We start from the raw sequence: 20,832 nt of genomic DNA, 5'->3' as shown, positions 1-20,832 counted from the left end.
GAAAGAGGATGATGAGAGCTTTGCAAGATGACAATGTGGTGAAAAACCTCCCGGTGAAGGTTGGTGTGCTTGGTGGTGGTCGCATGGGGGCGGGTATTGCTCATGCCTTCTTGACCAACGGTAGTTATGTCACCGTGGTGGAACGTGATGCTGCCTCGGTTGATGCTGCCCGAATCCGTATCGAAGACGCTGTGAGCAAATCTTTGGAGCGTGGGCTCGCTGGCGAAGCCGGAGACTATCTTGCTCGTCTGTCGGTCACGGAAGATCATCAAGCGTTTGCGTTGATGAATCTGGTGGTTGAGGCCGTGCCGGAGGATTGGAATTTGAAGGTTGCTTCGTTGCGCAAAATTGAAGCTGTGCTCTCCGCTGATGCGGTACTTGCCTCCAATACCTCCTCATTGTCGGTCACAGCGTTGGGCAATGAGCTGCAGCGTGCTGAAAACTTTTTTGGGCTGCACTTTTTTAATCCCGTTCCGGCTTCGACATTGATCGAGGTTGTTATTGGTCAGCGGACGCGGCCCGAGTTAGTTGAGACTTCCCGTGGGTGGGTGCATGCCCTGGGTAAGACCGCCGTGGTAGTGAACGATGCTCCGGGTTTCGCCTCTTCGCGTTTGGGTGTGGCCATCGCTTTGGAAGCGATGCGCATGCTTGAAGAGGGTGTGGCTAGTGCCGAAGATATAGATAACGCGATGGTGTTGGGCTACAAACACCCGACGGGACCGTTGCGCACCACGGATATTGTGGGTCTTGATGTGCGCTTAGGGATAGCTGAATATCTGACCGAGACACTGGGTGAGAGGTTCTCCCCACCTAAGATATTGCGGGAGATGGTTGATCGTGGGGAGCTGGGCCGGAAGACTGGCAAGGGGTTCTACGACTGGAAGTAAGATGCCCGCAAGGGCTGCTCGGAGCCACCGTTCATTTCCCCCAATGGGTTCTTGATTCTCCCTATGTACTACCAAGGGATGGGCGACCAGGAAACTGTTGCCCCACAGTTGCTGTTCGCAAGGTATCATTTGGCAGCCCATGTCGATGATGCGTGGCACCGGTGGAAGCAGGGGTAGCGCTCCGCCCCTGATGCATGGAGGTTTCAGTTGACGTCGGACAGTGTTGTCAGCAACGAAATGGTGATGGATTTTTCATCCAGCCATTTGCCGTGGCGCCTAGATGTGGGGCGTCATGAAGCGTTGCGTCATAAAACTCGGACACTCGGGGAATTCTGGGCGGTCGGATGCACATTGGGCGGGATATCCGGGCGCCGCGGCGCCACCGAACTTCGTCGGACCGAAGGGGAATATCTGGGCGTCTTGCTGGTACGGAAAGGTTCCGAGATCTTCACCCAAAACGACAAAACGGCGCTGGTCGGAGAGGGATGCGCAGTGATCTGGGACGGTGTTAAGTCCGCAGAATGCCACAGCGCCGGATCCTTGGAGAAGTTCACTTTCTTCTTGCCACGGGAACTGGCCCGAGAGGCATTGCCCGGATTCGAGTCCCTTATCGGCAGGCCGCTTGAATCCTCTCCCAGCCTTCGCTTGCTCTTCTCCTGGATGGAAACCTCCATGGGAGCCGCCGACATGGACGACACCGCCGCGTCGACAGCCGGCCGTGTGGCCGTCGACCTGTTGACATCAGCGATCGGATCGTCGTCAAACATGGTCTTAGATGCCCGATCTATCCGGCTGATGGAGGTGCGCGACTTTATTGATGCACACCTCCGTGACGCTGCATTGGGCGTGGTAGAGATCGCTCAGGCAAATGCGGTGTCCGTCCGATACCTGCACCTGCTGTTCAAAGAATCTGGAGAGACTTGCGGGCAGTATCTCTTGCGTCGGAGGCTTGAGGTGGCACAGCGGCTGCTCACCGTTCAACCTGGCCTGTCGGTCACCGAAATCGGGCTGCGCTGCGGGTTTTCTAACCCCTCATCGTTCAGCCGGGCGTACCGAGTTTCCTTCGGAATCTCCCCCAGAGCCGCGCGAAGATCGTAGTCATAATCGAGGTTGTGCACTTCAGGCGAAGTATCGTGCACCTAGCGGCATGCATGTGAGCTGCGTTACAGACATAGTGGAGGAGACAACAAAAGCCACGAGGAGAATCTAGATGACTTCCAACGCCTCCACCACAGCATTCCAAATCCCAATGGGCGATGCCTCGCCACAATCTCACGCCGCATTGTTCCAGCCCGGCGCGATCGGACGGATGAAACTGCGCAATCGTTTTGTCCAGTCCCCGATCTTCACGCAGTACGCGGGCACCTTTGGCGATGTCAGCGAGCGCATGATCGACTACTACCGGGCCCGCGCTCGGGGTGGTGTCGGCCTGATCATCACAGAAAACACCTCCGTCGACTGGATGGTGGGTCGCACGGTTGGTCACCCGATGCGGATTGACCACGACCGGTTCCGCTCCGGGCTGGCAGCCCTGACCGAAGCTGTCCACAATGAGGGTGCGAAAATCGCCGTCCAGCTACACCACACCGGACGCCAGAACTCACAGGGCAACACCGAGCGGAACGAACCGCCGATCGCACCGACCGCCGGCATCACCAGCGCCTTCGGCACACCGCCCCGGGCCATCGAACTCGATGAAATTCCGGGCCTGATCGACATGTATGCGCAGGGAGCGCGACGTGCCGTCCAGTCGGGATTTGACGCAGTGGAACTGCACGGAGCACACGGGTACCTTTTGGGTCAATTCCTGTCCCCGAAGACCAATAAGCGCACCGATGAATACGGCGGATCCCTAGAAAATCGCGCACGATTCGCCCTTGAGGTTGTCCGTGCCGTGCGGGACATTGTTGGCCCGGATTTCCCGGTCATGTATCGGCTGAGCGTGGAGGAGCCCTATGAGGGAGGCTTGCCGCTGGAGGAGGGCCTCGCGTTCGCGCAGATGCTCGAGCAATATGTCGACGCGCTGGATGTCTCGGCCGGCAACTACGATACCGCCGACGTGCTGCTGCCCATGTACCCGCCGGGCAACCTGGTGCACTACGCCAAGGCCGTGAAGGAACGCGTGTCGGTGCCTGTCATCGGCGTCGGACGGTTGACGTGGCTGCTCGACGAGATGGACGAAGCGGTCGCCGCCGGCGAATTAGATTACGTTTCCCTTGGCCGAGCACAGCTCGCCGATCCCGAGGCGGTGGCCAAAACCCGCCGCGGGGACCACGCCCACGTGCGTCGCTGCATCGCCGTCAACGAGTGCATTTCACGCTGGATGTTCAATGGCCAGCGCACTCAGTGCGTCATCAATCCCGCACTTTCCCAGGAAGCACGCGCAAAAGATGCGCTGCGCCTGGCGGACGTCGCCAAGCGCGTACTGATCATCGGGGCCGGACCGGCCGGTTGCGAGGCGGCCATCGTCGCAGCTGAACGCGGTCACGCGGTCACCCTGATCGAACGCGAACCTGAGTTGGGAGGCCAGCTACGTGCGTGGTCAGCAGCAAGCTTCTTGAACGCCGAAATGACCAGCATGATCACCTTCTACCGGGTCGAACTCGAGCGGCTGGGAGTCAGCGTGCGTCTCGGCAGCGAAGCCACGCAGGAAGATCTTGACAGCCACGATGCCGTTCTGTTGGCCACCGGCACCAAGGCCGCCGGGATGCCCGAAGGTGCCGTGGATGCGGTCGATATGCTCACCACAGGAAGCGCACCCGAGGGCCAGGACGCCACCGTGCATGGAGACACCGAAATTGCGATGTTCGCCGCACTCTGGCTCGCCGAACAGGGCCGGAACGTCACGTTGAGCTCGCCGTCAGGAGACGTAGGGCTGGACACCAACGACATGCAGCGCGCCCGGCTTGCCCAATTGCTCAGCGAAGCCGGTGTCACGACCCTTACCGGGCAACAGGCGCCGGAGAGCGGCGTGGTGGTGTGGGCTCAGGAACGCATCGCCAGCGATCTGCTCGAAGGCCAGATCGACGACGAGAAGGTCCGTGCCATTGGCACGCGGATACGTGGTGGTCGAATGTACGAGGCCACCCAATCCGGGTTCTGGGCCGCGGCAGAGATTTAAGGGGATATAAGCCATGAGTATCCGTGCCATTGAACATATCGGCATCACCGTTCCAGACCTCGAGCAGGCCACCGATTTCTTCACCCGGGCCTTCGGCGCCGAGAAGATCTACGACATGCTTGATGAACCCTTGTCGGGTCCTGAGGTCGAGGCCGGTCTTGGCATTCCGGCCGGGGCCACCATCGAATCCATCAGGATGATGCGCCTAGGTGAGGGGCCAAACCTCGAGCTCTTTGTCTACTCCGGGGTGGCGCAGCGTGAACCGGTTGTCCCCAGTGACTACGGTCTGCAGCACTTCTGCGTCTACGTCGATGACATTGATCAGGCGGCAGCCCAACTTCAGGAGGCCGGCGGGACACTGTTGAGTCAGCCCAATGATCTACCCGGAGGTGACGCGGGAGCGGGAAACCGCTATTTATACGCCCGTACCCCCTGGGGAAGCACGGTGGAACTCGTGAGCTACCCGTCGTCGCAAGCCTACGAGGCAGGAACGCAGCTGCGCCGTTGGCGTCCTTCACGGGTTTCCGATGGGACCAAGCAGGAACGTTGAGCAACTCGAACTAACTCCGGAGGCAACCTGAACTGCCCCAATGGATCATTGGCCATCCATCCACTGAAAGTCTTCCGGCGGATGGATGGCAAGTTGAATTTGTTGGACCTGTTCCGCAGGTGGGCAGCGCCTGCAGAATGGCGAACCATGTGCTAGAAAATGTGAACTTTTCAGTACACGGGGCCGTCGAGAAAGATGGGTGCCTTCCGAAAAGCACCACTATGGTCGGATCAAGAAATCAACCGCCCCGCTGCAAGCCCGTGTTTCACCCAGAAAACCGGGTGAAACACAGGCTTTTGGCTTTACCCGGAACGGAAAGCCTGGAGCGCGCTAGCCATAGAAGCTGCTGAGTTCTATGTGTCCCATGGGGATGAGAAGATGAACCCTAGCGATCGAGCCCTTTATGAGGAATTGATCGATGTAATTAATGAGGCTACTGACGGACACGGTCGTGTGCGAGAACAAAAGGACGATGACTAAGCTTGAATGCAGGATCTACTGTGACTGAATGGATTTCAGTAATAATTGCTGGGCTGACCTTCTTGACCGCAGCAATCGCCTTGGGCTATGCCAAGAGTCAAATAACGGAATCGAAGGCGTCCCGAAAACAAGTCGATGACATAGAGCTGAAGAAGGCAGAGCCTTTCGTCGTCGCCCATATGGAACAGGGTGCTGCTGCTTACGTCCAGGATTTTGTCATCAAAAACTATGGGCAGACCCCTGCCTATGACGTGGTCGTTAAGAGTAATCCGTCTCTGATGAGATCTGCTTCAGCAACGGGAAGTGAAGTTGAACTAGTAGCGATTCCAAAAATCATCCCGTACTTGGCTCCAGGCCAGGAATGGAGGACTTTGTGGGACGTAGTGCACTCCCGTGTGAAAAACCCCGCTCTTACCGAAGCACATGATGTGACTGTTTCGTTCAAGGGAACAGATGGCACTGACTTGAAAAGTACCGCAATATTGGACTGGGGCCTCATGAAGTCCAAGCGGTTCCTGCAAATCTACGGAATGCATGATCTCGCAAAAGCCATGAGAGATATCAACAAGCGTACGAAAAAATGGACAGATTTCGATGGCGAATTTGGCGTGCTAGTTCGTTCGGGCGCCAAGAAGGACAAGAAATGGCGTAAAGAGATGATGCGGCTACATGCATTGAATGAGCAGACGACCGAGTTCGAGGAGCGCGGTTCTGCCGACCGGGCTAATGACGGTTCAACAGGCGTGTAGCCTCAGCAGAAGAACTAGAGGCATCAATCTTGAGAGGGACTCCACTTGCGGCCGCGGATACATTTACGTTGTTGTGTAGATTGAAAAATTTATTAATTTACCTTCTATTATATTAATAGATAGATTTTGGTAAATAACAAAACACTCACCCGTGTGAATTGGTCTGATTATGTCCGGCGAAACAGCCTTCCATCAAGCCACTGTTGATAAGCTTGTTCGAGTATTCATTGCAAGTAGGGGGCCCGTTGAAGGTTTTTGTAAGTTGGTCAGGTAAGAAAAGTCATGCAGTGGCTGAAGTGCTGCATGAATGGTTACCAACAGTCATCAATTCTGTTGAGCCCTGGATAAGCTCTGAAGGGCTTCGCGCAGGGTTGAAATGGAACCAGCAACTGGAGAAGGAGCTGAACGGCACAAGTTTTGGAATCATCGTGGCAACGCCACGGAACCAACATGCGCAATGGCTCAATTTTGAAGCGGGTGCGCTGTCAAAGAAAGTGGGTGGGGCAGAGTCCCGAGTTGCGCCGCTGCTGATTGACTTCAAAAAGGCTACTGATCTTGTAGGCCCGCTTGCCAGCTACCAAGCAACAATGCCAACCCGTGAGGGGTTTCATGACCTGGTCGCCTCGATCAATGAGGCGTTAGGTGAAGACAGTAGAAGCGTTGAACTGCTGGACCGCGGCTTTAACGTATGTTGGCCAGCGCTGGAATCGAAGTTGGCCGAAGTGAATGATAAGTATGAAGATGAGGCCGACCTTGTAGCGCTTCCGGACCCCGTAGTGCCGCGATCACCTGAGGATATGTTGTCTGAGATACTCGAGACCATTCGCGACATGAACCGCTCAGATACGAGGCTGAAGAACGCAATTGATGATCGGAGAATATCCTCGATCTCTCACAACGTCAGTTCAGCAAAATCTCGCAAACGTGGGGGACGGCTGGGCGCAGTTACTGAAGCACTGGAGTCTCTTGGCTACAGCACCATGGGTGCTCAACAATTACTTGATGGAACCACCGTTATCTTCTTGCCTCAAAAGATGTCGGACGACGAAGAAGGAACCGTCTTCGATTTCCTCAGTAATCGCGATCTTGTTTCGGGTCCGGTCAGGTTTGAATACATAGATCCTTCTGGGCCCTCGAATCAGCGATTGAGAGTTCCAACGGATCCTACGAGCTAGATTTCATCTGCCGGGTGCAGTTTTCAGGTCAGGAATATCTTTTGATTATTCTAGAATATTAATAGTTTTGATAAAACTACGTGAAGTCTCATAGCCATGCGCAGAAGCGACCGCACCCAGTGATTGCTACGCATATGTAAGTCGGTGATTGAAGTGGGTTGGAAGTCGGTAAGAACTTCAGACATCAGTGGTGAAGTTCTCGCTGATGACAAGGTGATCACGGTAGTGATCAGGAGTGAAGGAAAGCTGTTCGACGTTTGGGATGAAGAACTTATCGGACTCATGCGGCTGACGAACGTAGTGGAGATCGAATTCCGCCACGCGGACGGTTCGACGGAGGTGATCATGGTGAACAAATCGGACTTCGACCAGATCGTCACCCCTGAGGTGTTGGCCGTCGATGACAACATTCGAGGACGCAGAAAAGGATTCAAACCCACGGCCGACTGACCGAGTTCGTCGATCTATGCGGACATCCGCATAGATCGACGAGCTGGGGTATCTCGCGCTTCCTGGGGAAGCGGCGTCGGCGTTGTCCCAAGTCATCAACCATCGGTATTTGAAACCCAGCATTGTCATCACGACCAATCGGCCTGTTGGTACTTGGGGTGAGATCCTCGGGGACACCACTGTTGCCGCGGCCATGCTCGACAGGCTGTTGCATCGGTCGGTGGTGCTGAATCTTGATGGCGAATCGTGTCGGCTGCGTACTCCTCAGGCTGCTGCCGAGCAACTCCGGAAGGTCACTACCGGGACGCCAGCAAATCTGCTAATTCAGCTCTAGCGAGTTGGGGATTTTCGGTAAGCAACTCTGAGGAATTTCCATGAGCGCCATCTTTACTACGAGATGGGAGTAACGAGTTCCCCGGATTCCACATAACTGCGCAGGTTATCCAGCACCAATGAGGCCATATCGGCACGGGTCTCGTGCGTACCGCTGCCCAGGTGCGGCAGCAGGACCACGTTCTCCAAGCCAAAGAGTTCTTCTGGAACGTGTGGCTCGGAAGCGAACACATCCAGACCGGCTCCGGCGATGGTGCCAGCCTGCAGGGCCGCGACCAGCGCCGGCTCGTCCACCACGCTGCCGCGGGCAATGTTGATCAGGAAGCCCTTCGGTCCGATCGCCTCCAGCACCGCTGCATCAACCAGCCCCGCCGAATCTGGGCCGCCAGCCGCTGCCACGATCAACACATCCGTGGCCTCGGCCAGCGCGGTCGCCGACGGGTGGTACGTGTAGGGGCTGCCGGTGATCTCCGAGCGGTTGTGATAGTGAATTTCGCAGTCGAAACCCTCCAGGCGCTTGGCAATGGCCGCGCCGATCCGACCCAGACCCAAAATGCCCACACGCTTTGAGCTGGCGCGGGTGGCCAGCGGGAAGTTTACCCCCGTGGCCCAGGTGCCATTGCGGACAAAACGCTCCGCGGCGCTCAGCGTGCGCAGTGTGTCGAGGTACAGGCCCAGAGCGGTATCGGCGACGCAGTCGGTCAGGACATCGGGAGTGTTGCTGATCGGAATGCCGCGCTCGGTGGCCTGAGCCACGTCGGTGGCGTCGTAGCCGACACCAAAATTCACGATGGCTTCGAGGTTTGGAAGCCGCTTCATGGTCTGCGTGTCAACGCCGATCTTTCCCGAACATACGGCAACCCGAATGGATGAACCGTGTTCCGTGAGGAATGCCTCGCGCTGCGCCCCGGCATCGGGCAGGACCAATGAAGCGTAGTTTTCAAGCAGCGCCTGGGCGACCGTTGGGTTGACCGGGCCGACGCGCACAATGGCGTTCCCGGAGATGGGGCTGTGATCGCGTCGCGTGGAGGCGCTGGTATCTGTTGACATACCTGCATCCTAGGAAGTCTCAAGCATGCACGTCCAACACGGAGAACGCATTGATCAATACCGTTGAGGCATTGATGCTCTTTCAGCCGCCAAATGTAGCGGAAGTCACATTCCCTGTCTCGTTCGGTTCGATGCCGTGCACCCCAAAACCGCGTGTTCATGCTGAAGCAATGCCTTGACGCGCTTCGGCCCGGCCGTCAAAGCTATGTGAACACGACCGGCAGTTCCCCTCGCATTGGTCGTCCACACTCGTCCAATTCGCTCACCGCAGAGGAAACACCGATGTTTTTATCCAGCAAAGCAACGACGCCCGTGACCCGCACCCGTCGACTCTCCATGGCCGTGGCCGCCGGTGCCCTGTTAGGCGTCACGGTGCTCTCGGGCTGCTCCGTAGCCAACTCCACCGAAGCTTCGAGTTCCGGTGGATCCGGAGCTCCGGCAGCGGGGGACACGCTGCGGGTCGTCCTGCAGCAGGAACCACCAACGCTTGAAGCCTGCGAGTCGAACCTGACCAGCACCGGAGTGGTGGTGCGCTCAACCATCACCGAACCACTGATCGAACGTAATCCCACCACCGGTGAGCTCGAGCCCAAGCTCGCCACTGAATGGACCAGCACGGATGACACCAACTGGACGCTGAAGCTGCGCGAGGGCGTGAAATTCCACGACGGATCAGACTTCACCGCCGAGGATGCCGCGGCAACCATCGATCGTGCAGTCAACGGCAAACTCGGCTGCAACGTCGAAGGTTATGTCTTTGGCGATGATGACCTCAAGGTCAAGGCAGTTGACGCCACCACCCTGACCGTGACGGCTCCCAAAGCCGATCCGATCCTGCCGCTGCGCCTCTCCTTCCTTGAGGTCGTGCCCTCCGAAACCTCCGCCACCGAGAAGGTACGCGAACCGATCGGCACCGGCCCCTACAAACTGGATAAATGGGATGCCGGCCAGTCCATCAATGCATCGGCCTTCGCCGACTACTGGGGCGAGGCCCCCGCCTTCGACAAGGCCAACTACCAGTGGAGAAGCGAGGGCAGCGTCCGCGCCGCCATGATCACCTCCGGAGAGGCAGACATCGCCACCGGCCTGAGCCCCGAGGACAACATCGGGGATCTGGGCGTCTCCTACCCGAACAACGAAACCGTTGCCTTGCGCATGCACGCGGATAGGGCACCTTTCACCGATATCAAGGTCCGCCAGGCCGTGAACTACGCCATCGACAAGGAAGCCATCGTCGCCTCGCTCTACGGCGGACGCGATAAGGTCGCCGCCCAGCTGGTTCCCGAGGGCGTTGTAGGACACAGCGATGAGCTGGCCGCCTGGCCATATGACCCGGAAAAGGCCAAGGCCCTGGTTGAAGAGGCCAAGGCCGCAGGCGTTGACACCTCCGCGCAGATCAGCCTGATCGTGCGCACCGCCCAGTTCCCCAAGATCGAAGAACTCGGCCAGGTCATCCAGGAACAGCTGAGCCAGGCCGGTCTGAATGTGAAGCTGAAGATGCTTGAGACCAGCCAGCACCTGACCTACCAGGTCCGCCCGTTCCCCACCGATGATGAGGGAGCGATCATGCTCATGACTCAGCACGGAAACCAGGCAGGTGATGCGGCCTTCACCGTCGATCAGTACATGACGTCCAAGGGAGCCCAGTCGGCCTTCGGCACCCCCGAACTCGACAAGCTCATCGCTACGGCGGATGCCGCCACCGGCGATGACAGGCAGGGTGCCTTCGAGAAGGTCTTCTCCTACCAGAACGAGAACGTGGTTCAGTTCGCGCACATCGCCCACCAGACCGGCATGCTCGGTATTGCCGGGACCGTGGCCTACACGCCGAACTCCTCCTCGGGCGATGAACTGCGCCTGGCAGAAGTCACCGCCAAGTAGCTCCCATCCAAAGGCCCTTCGCAAGGAACTGGCAATAATGAATTCGACGGAAAGCAACTAAGGATCATGCTCACCTATTTGCGTAAACGGATTATCTCCTCCGCACTGCCGCTGGTGGTTGTGGTGGTGGGTGTCTTCGCCCTGGCCCGGATGACCGGTAACCCGGCAAGCCTCTACCTACCACTGAACGCCACCGACGCCATGCGCGCGGACTTCATTGCCAAGAATGGCCTGGACCAGCCGGTCCTGGTGCAGATGGCCGACTACTTCGGTGGTCTGCTGCGATTGGACTTTGGAACCTCACTGCGAACCGGGGAGGATGCCGCGGCCATGGCGCTGCGCGCCTTCCCGGCCACGCTGCAACTAGCGGCAACAACCATGGTGATCGCCATCATTCTGGCGATCATCGTGGGCTCCGCCGCCGCGCTGAAGCCCAACGGGCTACTGGACCGCCTGGCGTCCTTCGTCTCGATGGCAGCAGCCTCCATTCCAGACTTCTGGTTGGCCATCGTGGGTATCTGGGTCTTTGCCATCTACCTGGGCTGGCTGCCCACCTCCGGGGTCATGGGCGCAGCGGCCTGGGTGCTGCCGGTGGCCACACTGCTCATGAGGCCCTTCGGGGCACTGGTGCAAGTGATCCGCGGAGCCATGGTCACCTCGCTCTCCGAGCCCTACATCAAGCTCGCCCGCTCCAAGGGCGCCTCCGAGTACCGCGTGGTCACCGCCCACGCACTGCGTAACGCCGCGGCGCCAGCACTGACAGTGGCCGGAGACCTAACCGTCGGGTTGGTCAACGGGGCGGTGGTGGTCGAGACGATCTTCGGCTGGCCAGGCATTGGCAAGCTGATGATCGACTCGATTCTGCAACGTGACTTCGCCGTCCTTCAGGCGTGTGTGTTGATCACGGCCATCGCCATCTTCATCCTGAACATCCTGATTGATCTGGGTTACGCGCTGCTTGACCCGCGGGTTCGTCCCACCGCCGGGGCTAGGGGTAAGCGCAAGGCGCGAACCATCACCTCCACTACCGAGCCAACCACGCCGAGTGAGCCCACCGTCCCTGCCGTCACCGGCGCGAACGCCTAGGAAAGATCATGACACAGACATTAAACGCGCCCACCGGGCAGCAACGTGCGCCGAAGCCGTCCAAGGTGCGTCTGGGCGGGCCGAGCATGTTCCGGATGCTGCTGCGCGATAAATTCGCAACAATCGGCGCCCTGATCCTGGCCGTGGTCATTTTGGTGGCGCTGATCGGTCCCACTCTGATGGGCGAGCTGGCCACTAAGCAAAACCTGATGTTCATGAACAAGGCACCCTTTGATCCAGCCAACGGTTGGGCCTACATTCTGGGCTCCGACTCGCTGGGCCGCTCGATGCTCGCTCGGTTGATCGTCGCCACACGCACCACCTTGATGGTCGCCGTTCCAGCGGTGTTGGTGGCTCTGCTCGTCGGTTCGCTCTGGGGAGTCTGGGCCGGATATCACCGGGGGCGACGCGAAAACATCTCGATGCGCATCGCCGACATCATCATGTCCTTCCCCTCGCTGCTGCTGGCGGTGGTGGTGCTCTACGTTTTCAGCCCCTCGGTCGCCAACATCGTGCTGATCCTGGCGCTGACGCGTATCCCGATTTATATGCGTACCGCCCGCGCCGAATCCGCCGAACTGCAGTCCCGTACCTTCGTGGACGCGGCGCGCACCTTCGGCACCAAGCCCAATTCGATCATCGCGATGCACGTGATTCCGGTGGTCACCCCGACGCTGCTGACCCTGGCCACCCTGGAATTCTGCTACGTGATGCTGGCCGAATCCTCACTCTCCTTCCTGGGCATTGGCATCCAGCCACCGGATGTGAGTTGGGGGTTGATGGTGGCCCAGGGACGCCAATACCTGCAGACCGCTTGGTGGCTCTCGATCCTGCCCGGCGCCGCCATCGTGATCACCGCGATTGCCGCGAACCTTTTGGCCGCATGGCTGCGCATCGCCACCGATCCGGCCCAGCGCTGGCGCCTGACCCTCGAAAAGCCTGCTCGCAAGGCTCTGAAGTCCCTGTCCAAGGAGGCAAAGTGATGATGGAACTACTTGATTCCCAAAGAGCGGCCGAAAAAACCCTGACCACGGTGCTGGCGGTGACGGGTCTCGACGTGGATATCCGCACCCCCACCGGCACGGTGCGAGTGGTCAACAAGGTCAGCTTCACCGCCTACCAGGGCCAGACGCTGGCACTGTTGGGCGAATCCGGTTGCGGTAAGTCCATGACCGCCAAGGCCATTGCCGGTCTGCTTGACCCGGTGGCCTCGGTGGCCGGGGGAGTCGTGGCCCTGGAGGGCAAGGACCTGAACACCATGAGTGCGCGGGCACGCCGGGCCGTGGCAGGTCCTTCGTTGGGTATCGTCTTTCAGGACGCACTGACGGCCCTGAACCCCGTATATACGGTGGGGACACAATTGGGTGAGGCCTTTAGGATCCACCGCGGGATGAACAAAAAGCAGGCGCGACTTCAGGCCATCGAGCTGATGCGCCGGGTCGGCATCCCGGAACCCGAGGTTCGCGCCTCGGCCTACCCCCACCAGTTCTCCGGCGGTATGCGCCAGCGCATTCTCATCGCGATGGCCGTGGCGCTGAGCCCGCGGCTACTGATCGCCGATGAACCCACCACCGCACTGGATGTCACGGTGCAGGCGCAGATCATGGCCCTGTTGCGCCGGCTGCGCGAAGAAGAGAACATGGCGGTTGTGCTGATCACGCACGACCTGGCCGTGGTGGCCGAGGAAGCCGACAACGTGGTCGTCATGTATGCCGGCAACGTGGTGGAACGCGGGCCGGTGGCTACGGTGTTCTCCGCCCCCACTCATCCCTATACCAAGGGCCTGCTCGAATCCGTGCCCACCCATGCGGTGCGCGGGGATGAACTGTCATCGATTCCCGGCAGCCCGCCGGAACTCAAAAACATCCCCGCCGGTTGCGTCTATCAAGACCGCTGCCCGATGGTCGCGGCGATCTGCCGCGAAACGCGTCCCGAGCTGCGCCAGACGGGTGAGAATCAGTTCTCCGCCTGCCACTTCTCCGATGTGTTGGTCACCCAGGCGGGGAACCCAACGAATGATCATTCACTAACCTCTCCACAGCTTGAGGACAACCAATGAGCACCCACACCATGGCGAACCCGGGGAAAAACGTCCTCGAGGTTCAGGATCTCTCCAAGTCCTTCACCGTCTCGGCCGGTTCCGGCGGATCACGCAAGCTCAAGGCCCTGGATGGGATTTCCCTGTCCGTGGGCAAGGGGGAGACCCTGGGCCTGGTGGGGGAGTCCGGCTGCGGCAAATCCACGCTGGCCCGCACGCTGATGATGCTTGAGACCCCCGATTCGGGCTCGGTGCGCTTTGACGGGGCCGACCCGTTTGCCTTCAAGGGCAAGGAGCTACTGGCCTGGCGCCGGCGGGTGCAGATGGTTTTCCAGGACCCCTTCGCCTCGTTGAATGCGCGGATGAGCGCTGGTCAAATCATTTCCGAACCCTTTGCCACGCATAAAGATCTGTACCGCGGATCCGCGGCGCGTTCCAAGCGGCTGAACGAGTTATTGGATCTGGTGGGGTTGCGCAGCACCGATGCGTATAAGACCCCGCAGGAGTTCTCTGGCGGCCAGCGCCAGCGCATCGGCATTGCCCGCGCGCTAGCGCTGGGGCCGGATCTGTTGATCCTGGATGAGCCGGTGTCCGCGTTGGATCTCTCGGTGCAGGCGCAGGTGCTGAACCTGCTTAACGAGCTGCAGCAGCAGCTGGGTGTCAGCTACATCTTCATCTCCCACGACCTGTCGGTGGTGCGCCACGTGACGGACCGGGTAGCGGTGATGTACCTGGGACGAATCATCGAAACCGGTGTGACCGAGGATGTTTTTGATCGGCCGTTGCACCCGTATACCGCCGCGCTGATGTCTGCCTCGCCGAAGTTGGATCCGGCCATGCGCCCCGCGAAGCGGATTGTGCTGAAAGGCGAGTTGCCCTCACCTCTGGATCCGCCCAGCGGGTGCAGGTTCCGTACGCGTTGCTGGAAGGCCCAAGACATTTGCGCCTCGCGCCGGCCCGAGGCCACGGGGCTGGGTGCGGACGGCAATATCTCCCTGGGGTTGCCCACCATTGGTCCCGCCGAGCGCGCGCACATGGCCGAATGTCATTTTCCGGTCTCCAGCCCGGCCGAGGCCGGGTTGGTGCCGGCCTGAGACAAGGTGTGGCGCGGCTTTAGGGCCGCGCCGGTTCGGCTGCCCCGCTCTGGGTATTAGCCAGCAGTTCGCGGGTGCGTCGCTGAGCATCGGAGTCGCGAATTTCCAATCGATCCACCAGCTCGGAGAGCGCCTGAATTTCGGCAACATAGGCGGCATTCAAACGCTGGGCCAGCGGTCGGGCGGCCAGATCATCGGCCGTCCGCCAGGCCACGGCCAGGGAACGCTCAAAGATGCGCTGGTCGGCCTCGCGACTGCTGGCCGCGGGGCCGGTGCCGAGCACCAGCACCGTATTTAGTCGGGATTCGTCCAAGCCCAGGGCCAGTGCGTCGAGCTTGCGACGTAGCTGGCGCAGTAGCTTTCCGCCGCGTCCAAAGCGACCCAGCTTCATGGAGATGGTGCCGCCAAAGATGAGGATCTGGATGAGCGTTGTCGCACCGAGGGCGAAGGCCAGGCTGAGCAACCAGAACAGGAGTGTGGAATTCACATCGGTTTCCACAATTCCATTTCGCTGCAGCCCGCGAGCCAACGACTCGATGGTCGTGGCCATCGCAGGTTCATCAAAACTTGAGAGCGAGTAGCTGCCGTATTCCCAAGCACCTCGGGATAGTTTGCTGTGGTCCCCGGAGGCGGGGGTGCTACTGAGCCAGGTGGGGGTGGTGACGGTGCCGTTGTCAAAAAGATACACCGGGACGAGGTACTGGTTGGGGTTCAGTTCCTGGGTGATGGCATTGCTCAGCTCGGGGAACTCTGCCTTGAGTCGCCACAGCGAATCAACAAGCACCGATGGATCAAGATCTTCATCCGGAGCGCCGCTCAGCGGGTCAAAGCTTCCCACGGTATCGAGGTAGTCCTCGGCATCGCGTACCGCGAGCGTGATGTCAACATCGTGGCTAAATCCGTCCTGCAGGTAACCGCGGAGCTGATCTTCATCGAGGGTTCCGCTGGGGTCATCAACGGTGAGCGAGTGCACCGGCAGGCTCCCGGTCAGATCCCAGCCGGGGCGCTCGGTGATCTTTTCTTCCGTGACACCCCCGAAGATCAGCGCGCTGATTCCTATGACAATCCCCAGCGTGATCCACATGGCCCGGGGCGGCGCCTGGAGATTCCAGGTACTCCAGCGATGCCGGGCACGCGGTACCTCGGCGGGTTCCGTGGAGCCGGGCAGTGGACCGAACAGTGCCCGTGCCGCGGCGTTGGCATCGTCTAAGACGTAGAGGACTTGTTTGGTTCCACCCGCCGCCAGACCCAAGCTCATTCGAAGCGCAGCCGTATCATCTCGACCACGGGAGGCTCCGCGCACCCGAGCGCGCCGATCATGGCGCAGGGCGTTATAGACGGAGTGGGCGGTACGTTCGAGCTTTTTCTCGGCCTTGGCCCAGGTCTTGAGTCCGGCGGTGGAATCCCCATCCCGTGCCCCGGCTGCCAGGAATTCTTCCACTGCCTGCTCGAGTGCGGTGACGTGCTTGGGCGATATTGCGCCCTGCGGGGCAGCGTGTAGCCGGGCAAGTAATTCACGGGCGGCCAAGAGTGTTGGCGCGGCTAGCCTGTCCAGAACCCTCGCTCCGCCGGCGAGCTCGCCGAGTATGGATCCGGCACCCATCAGGGCATCGGACGAAGTCACCATGGCGTGCGCCTTCGTCTCGAAGGTAGCGACGAGTTTGGCGGTTTTCGGTGAAAGTGATGTCGAGGAGTCGTAAACGGCGTTGATTACCGCTTGTTCGGTCTTGGCCAGCGACAATGAATCATCGCGAATTTGTGTCCAGGACTTGGTGAATCCGGCGGTCCGCTTCGCCTGGTCCGTTCCGAGGTAAGTGACTTCCAGCGCCTCTAATTCCAGCACCACGCCTGCCAGTTGGCGCTGCGCGGCGGTGAGTCGACGGAAGATCCCTTCGCGGCGTCGGCGACGGCGCAGTGAGAAGGCGAATGCGAGCACCGTGAGCAGCAATCCGGTGGCCGTGCCGGCCACCCAGAATTCGGGAGATCTGATGCGCCCGCCATCTAAGACATCCGCGGCGCGTTGGGCGGCAGCGGCAACGGCCAACGGACCGTGACCCAGCCCGACATTGTCGAGATAGGCGTTAGAAATGGCGTATCGGTCCGAGAGGTTCTCGTCTTTATTCGGCTGCGCGGGATAGATGCCCGCGCCGGTAAAGCGCTGTTCCTTTTCGGTTTCGAAGGTATCGCTGTCGATAAGCGTGGTCAGGATGACGTCGGCTCCGGGATCCGTCCGACCTTGGAGTTCGTCGTAGCTCAGGGCCCGATCCGTCACTCGAATCGTGAGGGGCTCCCACGCCAGGATCGGCTCGGTGATCACTGCATCGAGCGTTTCTTGGGAGATGTTGTAGGGGTTCTGCCCCTCGATCATGATCTGCACCGGCGCCGTGGGCTCGGCGGTGACGGCGTTGAATCCGATACCGGCAAAAATGCTGGTGCCAAGGCCTAGCACCACGGCAACCCACGGAAAGCCGAATCGCGGTTTGTTGCGTGCTCGGATCAGTGGGACGTCAGCGGTATCGGAAGTTTGGTTCGGGGCCACAAAACATGATTCTAATGCTTCTGGACTAATCTAGTCCCACGTATGTCGTTGTACTTAAGTGCACGCGTGATCCCTCCACGGAGTTTGCGTCCATGGCGCTATTGCTCGGGAATCATCGGGCGATGCGGGTGCGCCTGGCTTTTAGCAGGCAAACGGCCAGATCCTTAACCCGAGGGGAGGATCTGGCCGTCGAGATAGTGCTTCTTCTACTTGCCGACCTTCGAGAACAGCGCGCGGACAGCCGCCTGCACGCCGGTGCTCAGCGTCGGTTCGATGACCGGGGCGAAGAAGGGCGAGTGGTTGGCCGGCGGGTGGCCAGCGGCCAGGGTTTCGGCGGAGTTGCCACCGAAGAACCAGAACACACTGGGCACATCGATCGCCGCGGCCAATGCACCGAAGTCCTCGCTGCCCATCACCGGGGAGCCGGGCAGTACCCGCTCCTCGCCGAACTCGGCACGGAATTCCTCGGTGAGCTTCTCGGTCTCCGTCGGGTCATTAAACAGCGGCGGGAAGTTGGAGATGTCCTCGATCAGCGGCTCCGGAGCCCCCGAAGCCTCGGCCTCGGCGGCGATGATGCGACGGATCGAGGAGAGCACGATCTCGCGCACCTCGGTATCAAAGGTGCGCACATTGATCGTGAACACCGCGCGGTCCGGGATGACGTTTTCCTTCAGCCCGGCGTGGAAAGACCCGATGGTCACCACGGCGGCGGACTGCGGAGCCACCTGGCGCGAGACGATGGTCTGCAAACGCAAGACCATGGAGGCGCCAAGCACGATCGGATCGATGGAGTGCTCGGGCATGGAGCCATGCGAACCCTGCCCGAAGACCGTGACCTTAAACGAGTCGGCGGTGGTCATCGCGGCGCCGGCCAGCAACGTCACGGTGCCGCTCAGTCCGTTCATCACGTGCTGACCGAACATGATCTCCGGCTTCGGAGCCTTGTCCCACAAGCCGTCCTCAACCATGGCGCGGGCACCTGCGGCGGTTTCTTCACCGGGCTGGAGCACAAAGACGATGGTCCCGGCCCACGCGTCCTTGGCGCCGGCGTAAAGCTCGGCGGTCTTCAACGCTGTGGCCATATGGGTGTCGTGACCACAGGCATGCATCGTGGGGACCTCGGTGCCGTCATCCAGGACGCCGGTGGCGGTGCTGGCGTAGTCCAGACCCGTGTCTTCGAGGACCGGCAGCCCGTCGGTGTCCGCACGCATGCCGATGACCGGGCCCTCGCCGTTGCGCAGCACGCCCACCACGCCGGTTCCACCACAACGGAACACCTCGAGCCCCAGCTCTTCAAGGCGCTTGGCTAGGTAATCAGCGGTCTTGTGTTCCTGCATCGACAGCTCGGGATTCGCGTGCAGATACTTGTAGGTTTCGCGCATTTCCGCTGCCGAGTCGGTGCTCAGGCTCAGGGACTTCGGAATGGTGGTGTTGGTCATGGGGTGCTATTTCCTTAGCTTTTCGGTGGCGGTGGCACCGAGGGGTGCCACCGCCTATTTATGCCATGTTGCTGTGTAGCTAGGCGCTGTGGGGCGCCGGCTCACGCGGAGCGGTTAGTAGACCGGGCCCTCGGGGAGGGCATCAGATTCCACGTTTTCCGTGGCACCCAGGGTCTTGCGATCACGTAAGACCCAGGCGAGCACCGCGGTGGCGATCACTGCCACTGCAGTGGCAAATAGGTTCATCCCGGGAATCAGCGGAACCAACACGAAGATCACGATCAGGGAGACAGTCAGTGCGATGATCGCCGAGCGTGGGGCCTTCTGGCTCACAATGGCCTGTACGATCACGGCGCCCAGAACGGTGGGCAGGATGTAGAACTGAACGGTCTGCACGATGTCGGTCGGGATCACGCTGACCAGCCAGGTGCCCAGCAGTCCCACGAAGACGAACAGCGAGGTCAGGTGGACGGCTGCGGCACCGCAGATGGCGGCGACCGCGGCAAGTTCACCCTTGCGGGTACCGGGCTTCACTCCGATGGTCGCCTGCGCGATCATGGCCGCGGGCAGCAACTTGTTGGAGATATTGCCGATCATAAACGCCTGGTACATCGAGGACGCGCCAAGGATCGGGAAGTAGGTCAGCGGCTCCACAATCCAGATGACGCCGAAGACCGCGGCCAGCGCGGCGAAGGCCGCCAGAACCGAGGCGACTTCAATGTCCAACCCCGAAAAGAAGACCAAGTAGGCCGGGGCGGCCAAGGAAAGGATCAGGCCGATGATCATGGTGATCCGGCCCCAGCGGGAGGTGGTTTTGTCGAAGGCGCCTAGCGCCTCGTGCATTTCTGTTGCTTTGCTCATCATGTGCTCCTGGAAGTCTCGGCGGCGCTAAAGGCGGGTTGCGGCGTAGGTGATGGCCAGGGCGAGAATGATGGCGATACCCAGAGCCCATTCCTTGATCCACGGCTTGTTCACGCGTTTGGCGATGAGCATCAGGATGGTCATGATCCCCGCGGAGGATAGGAAGGCGACTACGTGTATCCATGATTTGGGCAGTTCTGCGATGCCCAACACCATGAATGCGGCAATCATTGCCGCTCCGGGGACCACCAGCATGATGGCGGGGTTGACCTTACGCAGCGCCGAGTCGCCACGCTTGAGCAACGGAGTCAGGATGAGTGTGGCGATCATCCACATGGCTCCACCTAGGCTCATCGCGGCCAGGGCCAGGCCGAAGACGGCCTGGGTATAGGTGGGGCCGCCGAGCTCGGCACCAGCGGTTTTTGCGGCGATGGCAGCGGCGGCCGTTTCGTAGGAGACCGACCCGATCAACCCGATGCGCACCAGCACCGCGGGGGTGCCGAAGATCGTCAACAGGGCGACGGCGACCATGACCACGGCCAGTGAGGGTCCCAGCGCCGAGATAGCACCGGCGCGGAAACTGGTCTTGATTTCATCCTGCGTCATGCCGATGTGGGGTGCGGCAGTCTTGGCTGCCTTCATGTAAATAACGCTCTGGACGATGATGACCAGAAAAACGCCAATCGCACAGGCCCAGAGGACCGGTGAGTTGGCGATAGCGAGGATATCTGTGGAGTTGGAATCCGCCGCTGCGGGCAACAAGGCCGGGATATTCATGGGAAAATTTCTACCGTTCATCGAGGGAATCAAGTAGGGGAGCGAGGACCTTGTGTGATGCCGGTCGCTACCGTGCCCGCTCTGTTCCTGAACCTGAAAGATAAACCGTTGCGTAGGGGCAACGGCGTGCTTCGTCGGTGAGCCGCATAAAACGACTGCTCTCCAGAGTTTCCTTGCGCAGCTGTCCTTGGTACCTGAGAGATTGCGGGTGCTTGCCCCTTCGGTGCCCGATTGATGTTCGAGGCTCTCCAGCTGCGCGTGATCGGAAGACTATTTAGTTTTTTCCGGTGGCTCCGTGGCCACTTGTTTCTCACGATATATG

General features: G+C 60.0%; 17 protein-coding genes, 1 pseudogene and 2 riboswitches. Of the genes and pseudogenes, 13 read left to right on the top strand and 5 right to left on the bottom strand.

The features are described from left to right. The first annotated feature begins 11 nt into the window (after positions 1-11). The 8 genes and pseudogenes from HED64_RS03685 to HED64_RS03650 all read left to right on the top strand — a co-directional run. Positions 12-887: a 3-hydroxyacyl-CoA dehydrogenase family protein gene (locus tag HED64_RS03685; protein ID WP_168150714.1), complete on the top strand. Its 876-nt coding sequence runs from the start codon at positions 12-14 to the stop codon at positions 885-887. Between the two features lie 243 nt (positions 888-1,130). Continuing rightward, the gene (locus HED64_RS03680; protein ID WP_168150713.1) at positions 1,131-1,985 is read left to right on the top strand and encodes a helix-turn-helix domain-containing protein; all 855 of its coding nucleotides are present in this window, start codon (positions 1,131-1,133) and stop codon (positions 1,983-1,985) included. Between the two features lie 112 nt (positions 1,986-2,097). Beyond that, entirely contained in the window at positions 2,098-4,008 is a 1,911-nt protein-coding gene (locus HED64_RS03675) for an NADH:flavin oxidoreductase (protein ID WP_210149178.1), read from the top strand. A 13-nt stretch (positions 4,009-4,021) separates the two neighbouring features. Then, on the top strand, positions 4,022-4,558 hold the full coding sequence (locus HED64_RS03670) for a VOC family protein (protein WP_168150712.1): 537 nt from the start codon (positions 4,022-4,024) through the stop codon (positions 4,556-4,558). A gap of 500 nt (positions 4,559-5,058) precedes the next feature. Next, the gene (locus HED64_RS03665; RefSeq protein ID WP_168150711.1) at positions 5,059-5,787 is read left to right on the top strand and encodes a hypothetical protein; all 729 of its coding nucleotides are present in this window, start codon (positions 5,059-5,061) and stop codon (positions 5,785-5,787) included. Between the two features lie 203 nt (positions 5,788-5,990). Next, a complete protein-coding gene (locus HED64_RS03660) occupies positions 5,991-6,962 on the top strand; it encodes a TIR domain-containing protein (protein ID WP_342590642.1) in 972 nt (323 codons plus the stop codon). Between the two features lie 144 nt (positions 6,963-7,106). Further along, the gene (locus HED64_RS03655; RefSeq protein WP_168150709.1) at positions 7,107-7,412 is read left to right on the top strand and encodes a hypothetical protein; all 306 of its coding nucleotides are present in this window, start codon (positions 7,107-7,109) and stop codon (positions 7,410-7,412) included. Between the two features lie 34 nt (positions 7,413-7,446). Beyond that, positions 7,447-7,746, top strand: a pseudogene (locus tag HED64_RS03650) (ATP-binding protein); the annotation flags it as partial. Between the two features lie 56 nt (positions 7,747-7,802). Here the strand turns inward: HED64_RS03650 and HED64_RS03645 are convergent. Next, a complete protein-coding gene (locus HED64_RS03645; RefSeq protein WP_168150708.1) occupies positions 7,803-8,795 on the bottom strand; it encodes a 2-hydroxyacid dehydrogenase in 993 nt (330 codons plus the stop codon). A 282-nt stretch (positions 8,796-9,077) separates the two neighbouring features. Between HED64_RS03645 and HED64_RS03640 the strand changes: the two genes are divergently transcribed. The 5 genes from HED64_RS03640 (at position 9,078) to HED64_RS03620 (ending at position 14,894) form a co-directional block, all read left to right on the top strand. Then, positions 9,078-10,676, top strand: a complete 1,599-nt coding sequence (locus tag HED64_RS03640) for an ABC transporter substrate-binding protein (RefSeq protein WP_210149176.1) — start codon at positions 9,078-9,080, stop codon at positions 10,674-10,676. A gap of 66 nt (positions 10,677-10,742) precedes the next feature. Further along, complete coding sequence (locus HED64_RS03635; RefSeq protein WP_168150707.1) at positions 10,743-11,762, top strand: ABC transporter permease; 1,020 nt, start codon at positions 10,743-10,745, stop codon at positions 11,760-11,762. An 8-nt stretch (positions 11,763-11,770) separates the two neighbouring features. Next, positions 11,771-12,745, top strand: a complete 975-nt coding sequence (locus tag HED64_RS03630; protein ID WP_168150706.1) for an ABC transporter permease — start codon at positions 11,771-11,773, stop codon at positions 12,743-12,745. Beyond that, positions 12,745-13,821 carry an ABC transporter ATP-binding protein gene (locus tag HED64_RS03625; RefSeq protein ID WP_168150705.1) on the top strand — a complete coding sequence of 359 codons (1,077 nt, stop codon included), beginning with the start codon at positions 12,745-12,747 and terminating at the stop codon, positions 13,819-13,821. The genes HED64_RS03630 and HED64_RS03625 overlap by 1 nt, the downstream gene beginning before the upstream one ends. Next, a complete protein-coding gene (locus HED64_RS03620) occupies positions 13,818-14,894 on the top strand; it encodes an ABC transporter ATP-binding protein (protein WP_210149174.1) in 1,077 nt (358 codons plus the stop codon). Before HED64_RS03625 ends, HED64_RS03620 begins: the two co-directional genes overlap by 4 nt. Positions 14,895-14,913: 19 nt before the next feature. On the opposite strand, the gene HED64_RS03615 is transcribed toward HED64_RS03620, so the two are convergent. From HED64_RS03615 to HED64_RS03600, 4 genes are all read right to left on the bottom strand, one after another. Continuing rightward, positions 14,914-17,433 carry a hypothetical protein gene (locus HED64_RS03615; RefSeq protein ID WP_168150704.1) on the bottom strand — a complete coding sequence of 840 codons (2,520 nt, stop codon included), beginning with the start codon at positions 17,431-17,433 and terminating at the stop codon, positions 14,914-14,916. A gap of 206 nt (positions 17,434-17,639) precedes the next feature. Next, positions 17,640-18,872, bottom strand: coding sequence for an amidohydrolase (locus tag HED64_RS03610; protein WP_168150703.1), 1,233 nt, complete (start codon positions 18,870-18,872; stop codon positions 17,640-17,642). A 114-nt stretch (positions 18,873-18,986) separates the two neighbouring features. After that, positions 18,987-19,733, bottom strand: coding sequence for a hypothetical protein (locus tag HED64_RS03605; RefSeq protein ID WP_370630924.1), 747 nt, complete (start codon positions 19,731-19,733; stop codon positions 18,987-18,989). Between the two features lie 27 nt (positions 19,734-19,760). Further along, a complete protein-coding gene (locus tag HED64_RS03600; protein ID WP_168150701.1) occupies positions 19,761-20,510 on the bottom strand; it encodes a DUF5058 family protein in 750 nt (249 codons plus the stop codon). Between the two features lie 79 nt (positions 20,511-20,589). Beyond that, positions 20,590-20,678: riboswitch (glycine riboswitch) on the bottom strand. A gap of 3 nt (positions 20,679-20,681) precedes the next feature. After that, positions 20,682-20,772, bottom strand: a riboswitch (glycine riboswitch). Positions 20,773-20,832 lie beyond the last annotated feature (60 nt).

Origin of the sequence: Paeniglutamicibacter terrestris (genome assembly GCF_012271785.1) — a bacterium.
Lineage (GTDB): Bacteria > Actinomycetota > Actinomycetes > Actinomycetales > Micrococcaceae > Paeniglutamicibacter > Paeniglutamicibacter terrestris.
This window is presented reverse-complemented; position numbering and strand designations above follow the sequence as displayed.

Bases quoted from the DNA above. Each gene is read 5' to 3' on its own strand.
- HED64_RS03685 (WP_168150714.1), top strand. From the start codon at position 12: ATGAGAGCTTTGCAAGATGACAATGTGGTGAAAAACCTCCCGGTGAAG.
- HED64_RS03680 (WP_168150713.1), top strand. From the start codon at position 1,131: ATGGATTTTTCATCCAGCCATTTGCCGTGGCGCCTAGATGTGGGGCGT.
- HED64_RS03675 (WP_210149178.1), top strand. From the start codon at position 2,098: ATGACTTCCAACGCCTCCACCACAGCATTCCAAATCCCAATGGGCGAT.
- HED64_RS03670 (WP_168150712.1), top strand. From the start codon at position 4,022: ATGAGTATCCGTGCCATTGAACATATCGGCATCACCGTTCCAGACCTC.
- HED64_RS03645 (WP_168150708.1), bottom strand. From the start codon at position 8,795: ATGTCAACAGATACCAGCGCCTCCACGCGACGCGATCACAGCCCCATC.
- HED64_RS03640 (WP_210149176.1), top strand. From the start codon at position 9,078: ATGTTTTTATCCAGCAAAGCAACGACGCCCGTGACCCGCACCCGTCGA.
- HED64_RS03635 (WP_168150707.1), top strand. From the start codon at position 10,743: ATGCTCACCTATTTGCGTAAACGGATTATCTCCTCCGCACTGCCGCTG.
- HED64_RS03630 (WP_168150706.1), top strand. From the start codon at position 11,771: ATGACACAGACATTAAACGCGCCCACCGGGCAGCAACGTGCGCCGAAG.
- HED64_RS03625 (WP_168150705.1), top strand. From the start codon at position 12,745: ATGATGGAACTACTTGATTCCCAAAGAGCGGCCGAAAAAACCCTGACC.
- HED64_RS03620 (WP_210149174.1), top strand. From the start codon at position 13,818: ATGAGCACCCACACCATGGCGAACCCGGGGAAAAACGTCCTCGAGGTT.
- HED64_RS03610 (WP_168150703.1), bottom strand. From the start codon at position 18,872: ATGACCAACACCACCATTCCGAAGTCCCTGAGCCTGAGCACCGACTCG.
- HED64_RS03605 (WP_370630924.1), bottom strand. From the start codon at position 19,733: ATGAGCAAAGCAACAGAAATGCACGAGGCGCTAGGCGCCTTCGACAAA.
- HED64_RS03600 (WP_168150701.1), bottom strand. From the start codon at position 20,510: ATGAATATCCCGGCCTTGTTGCCCGCAGCGGCGGATTCCAACTCCACA.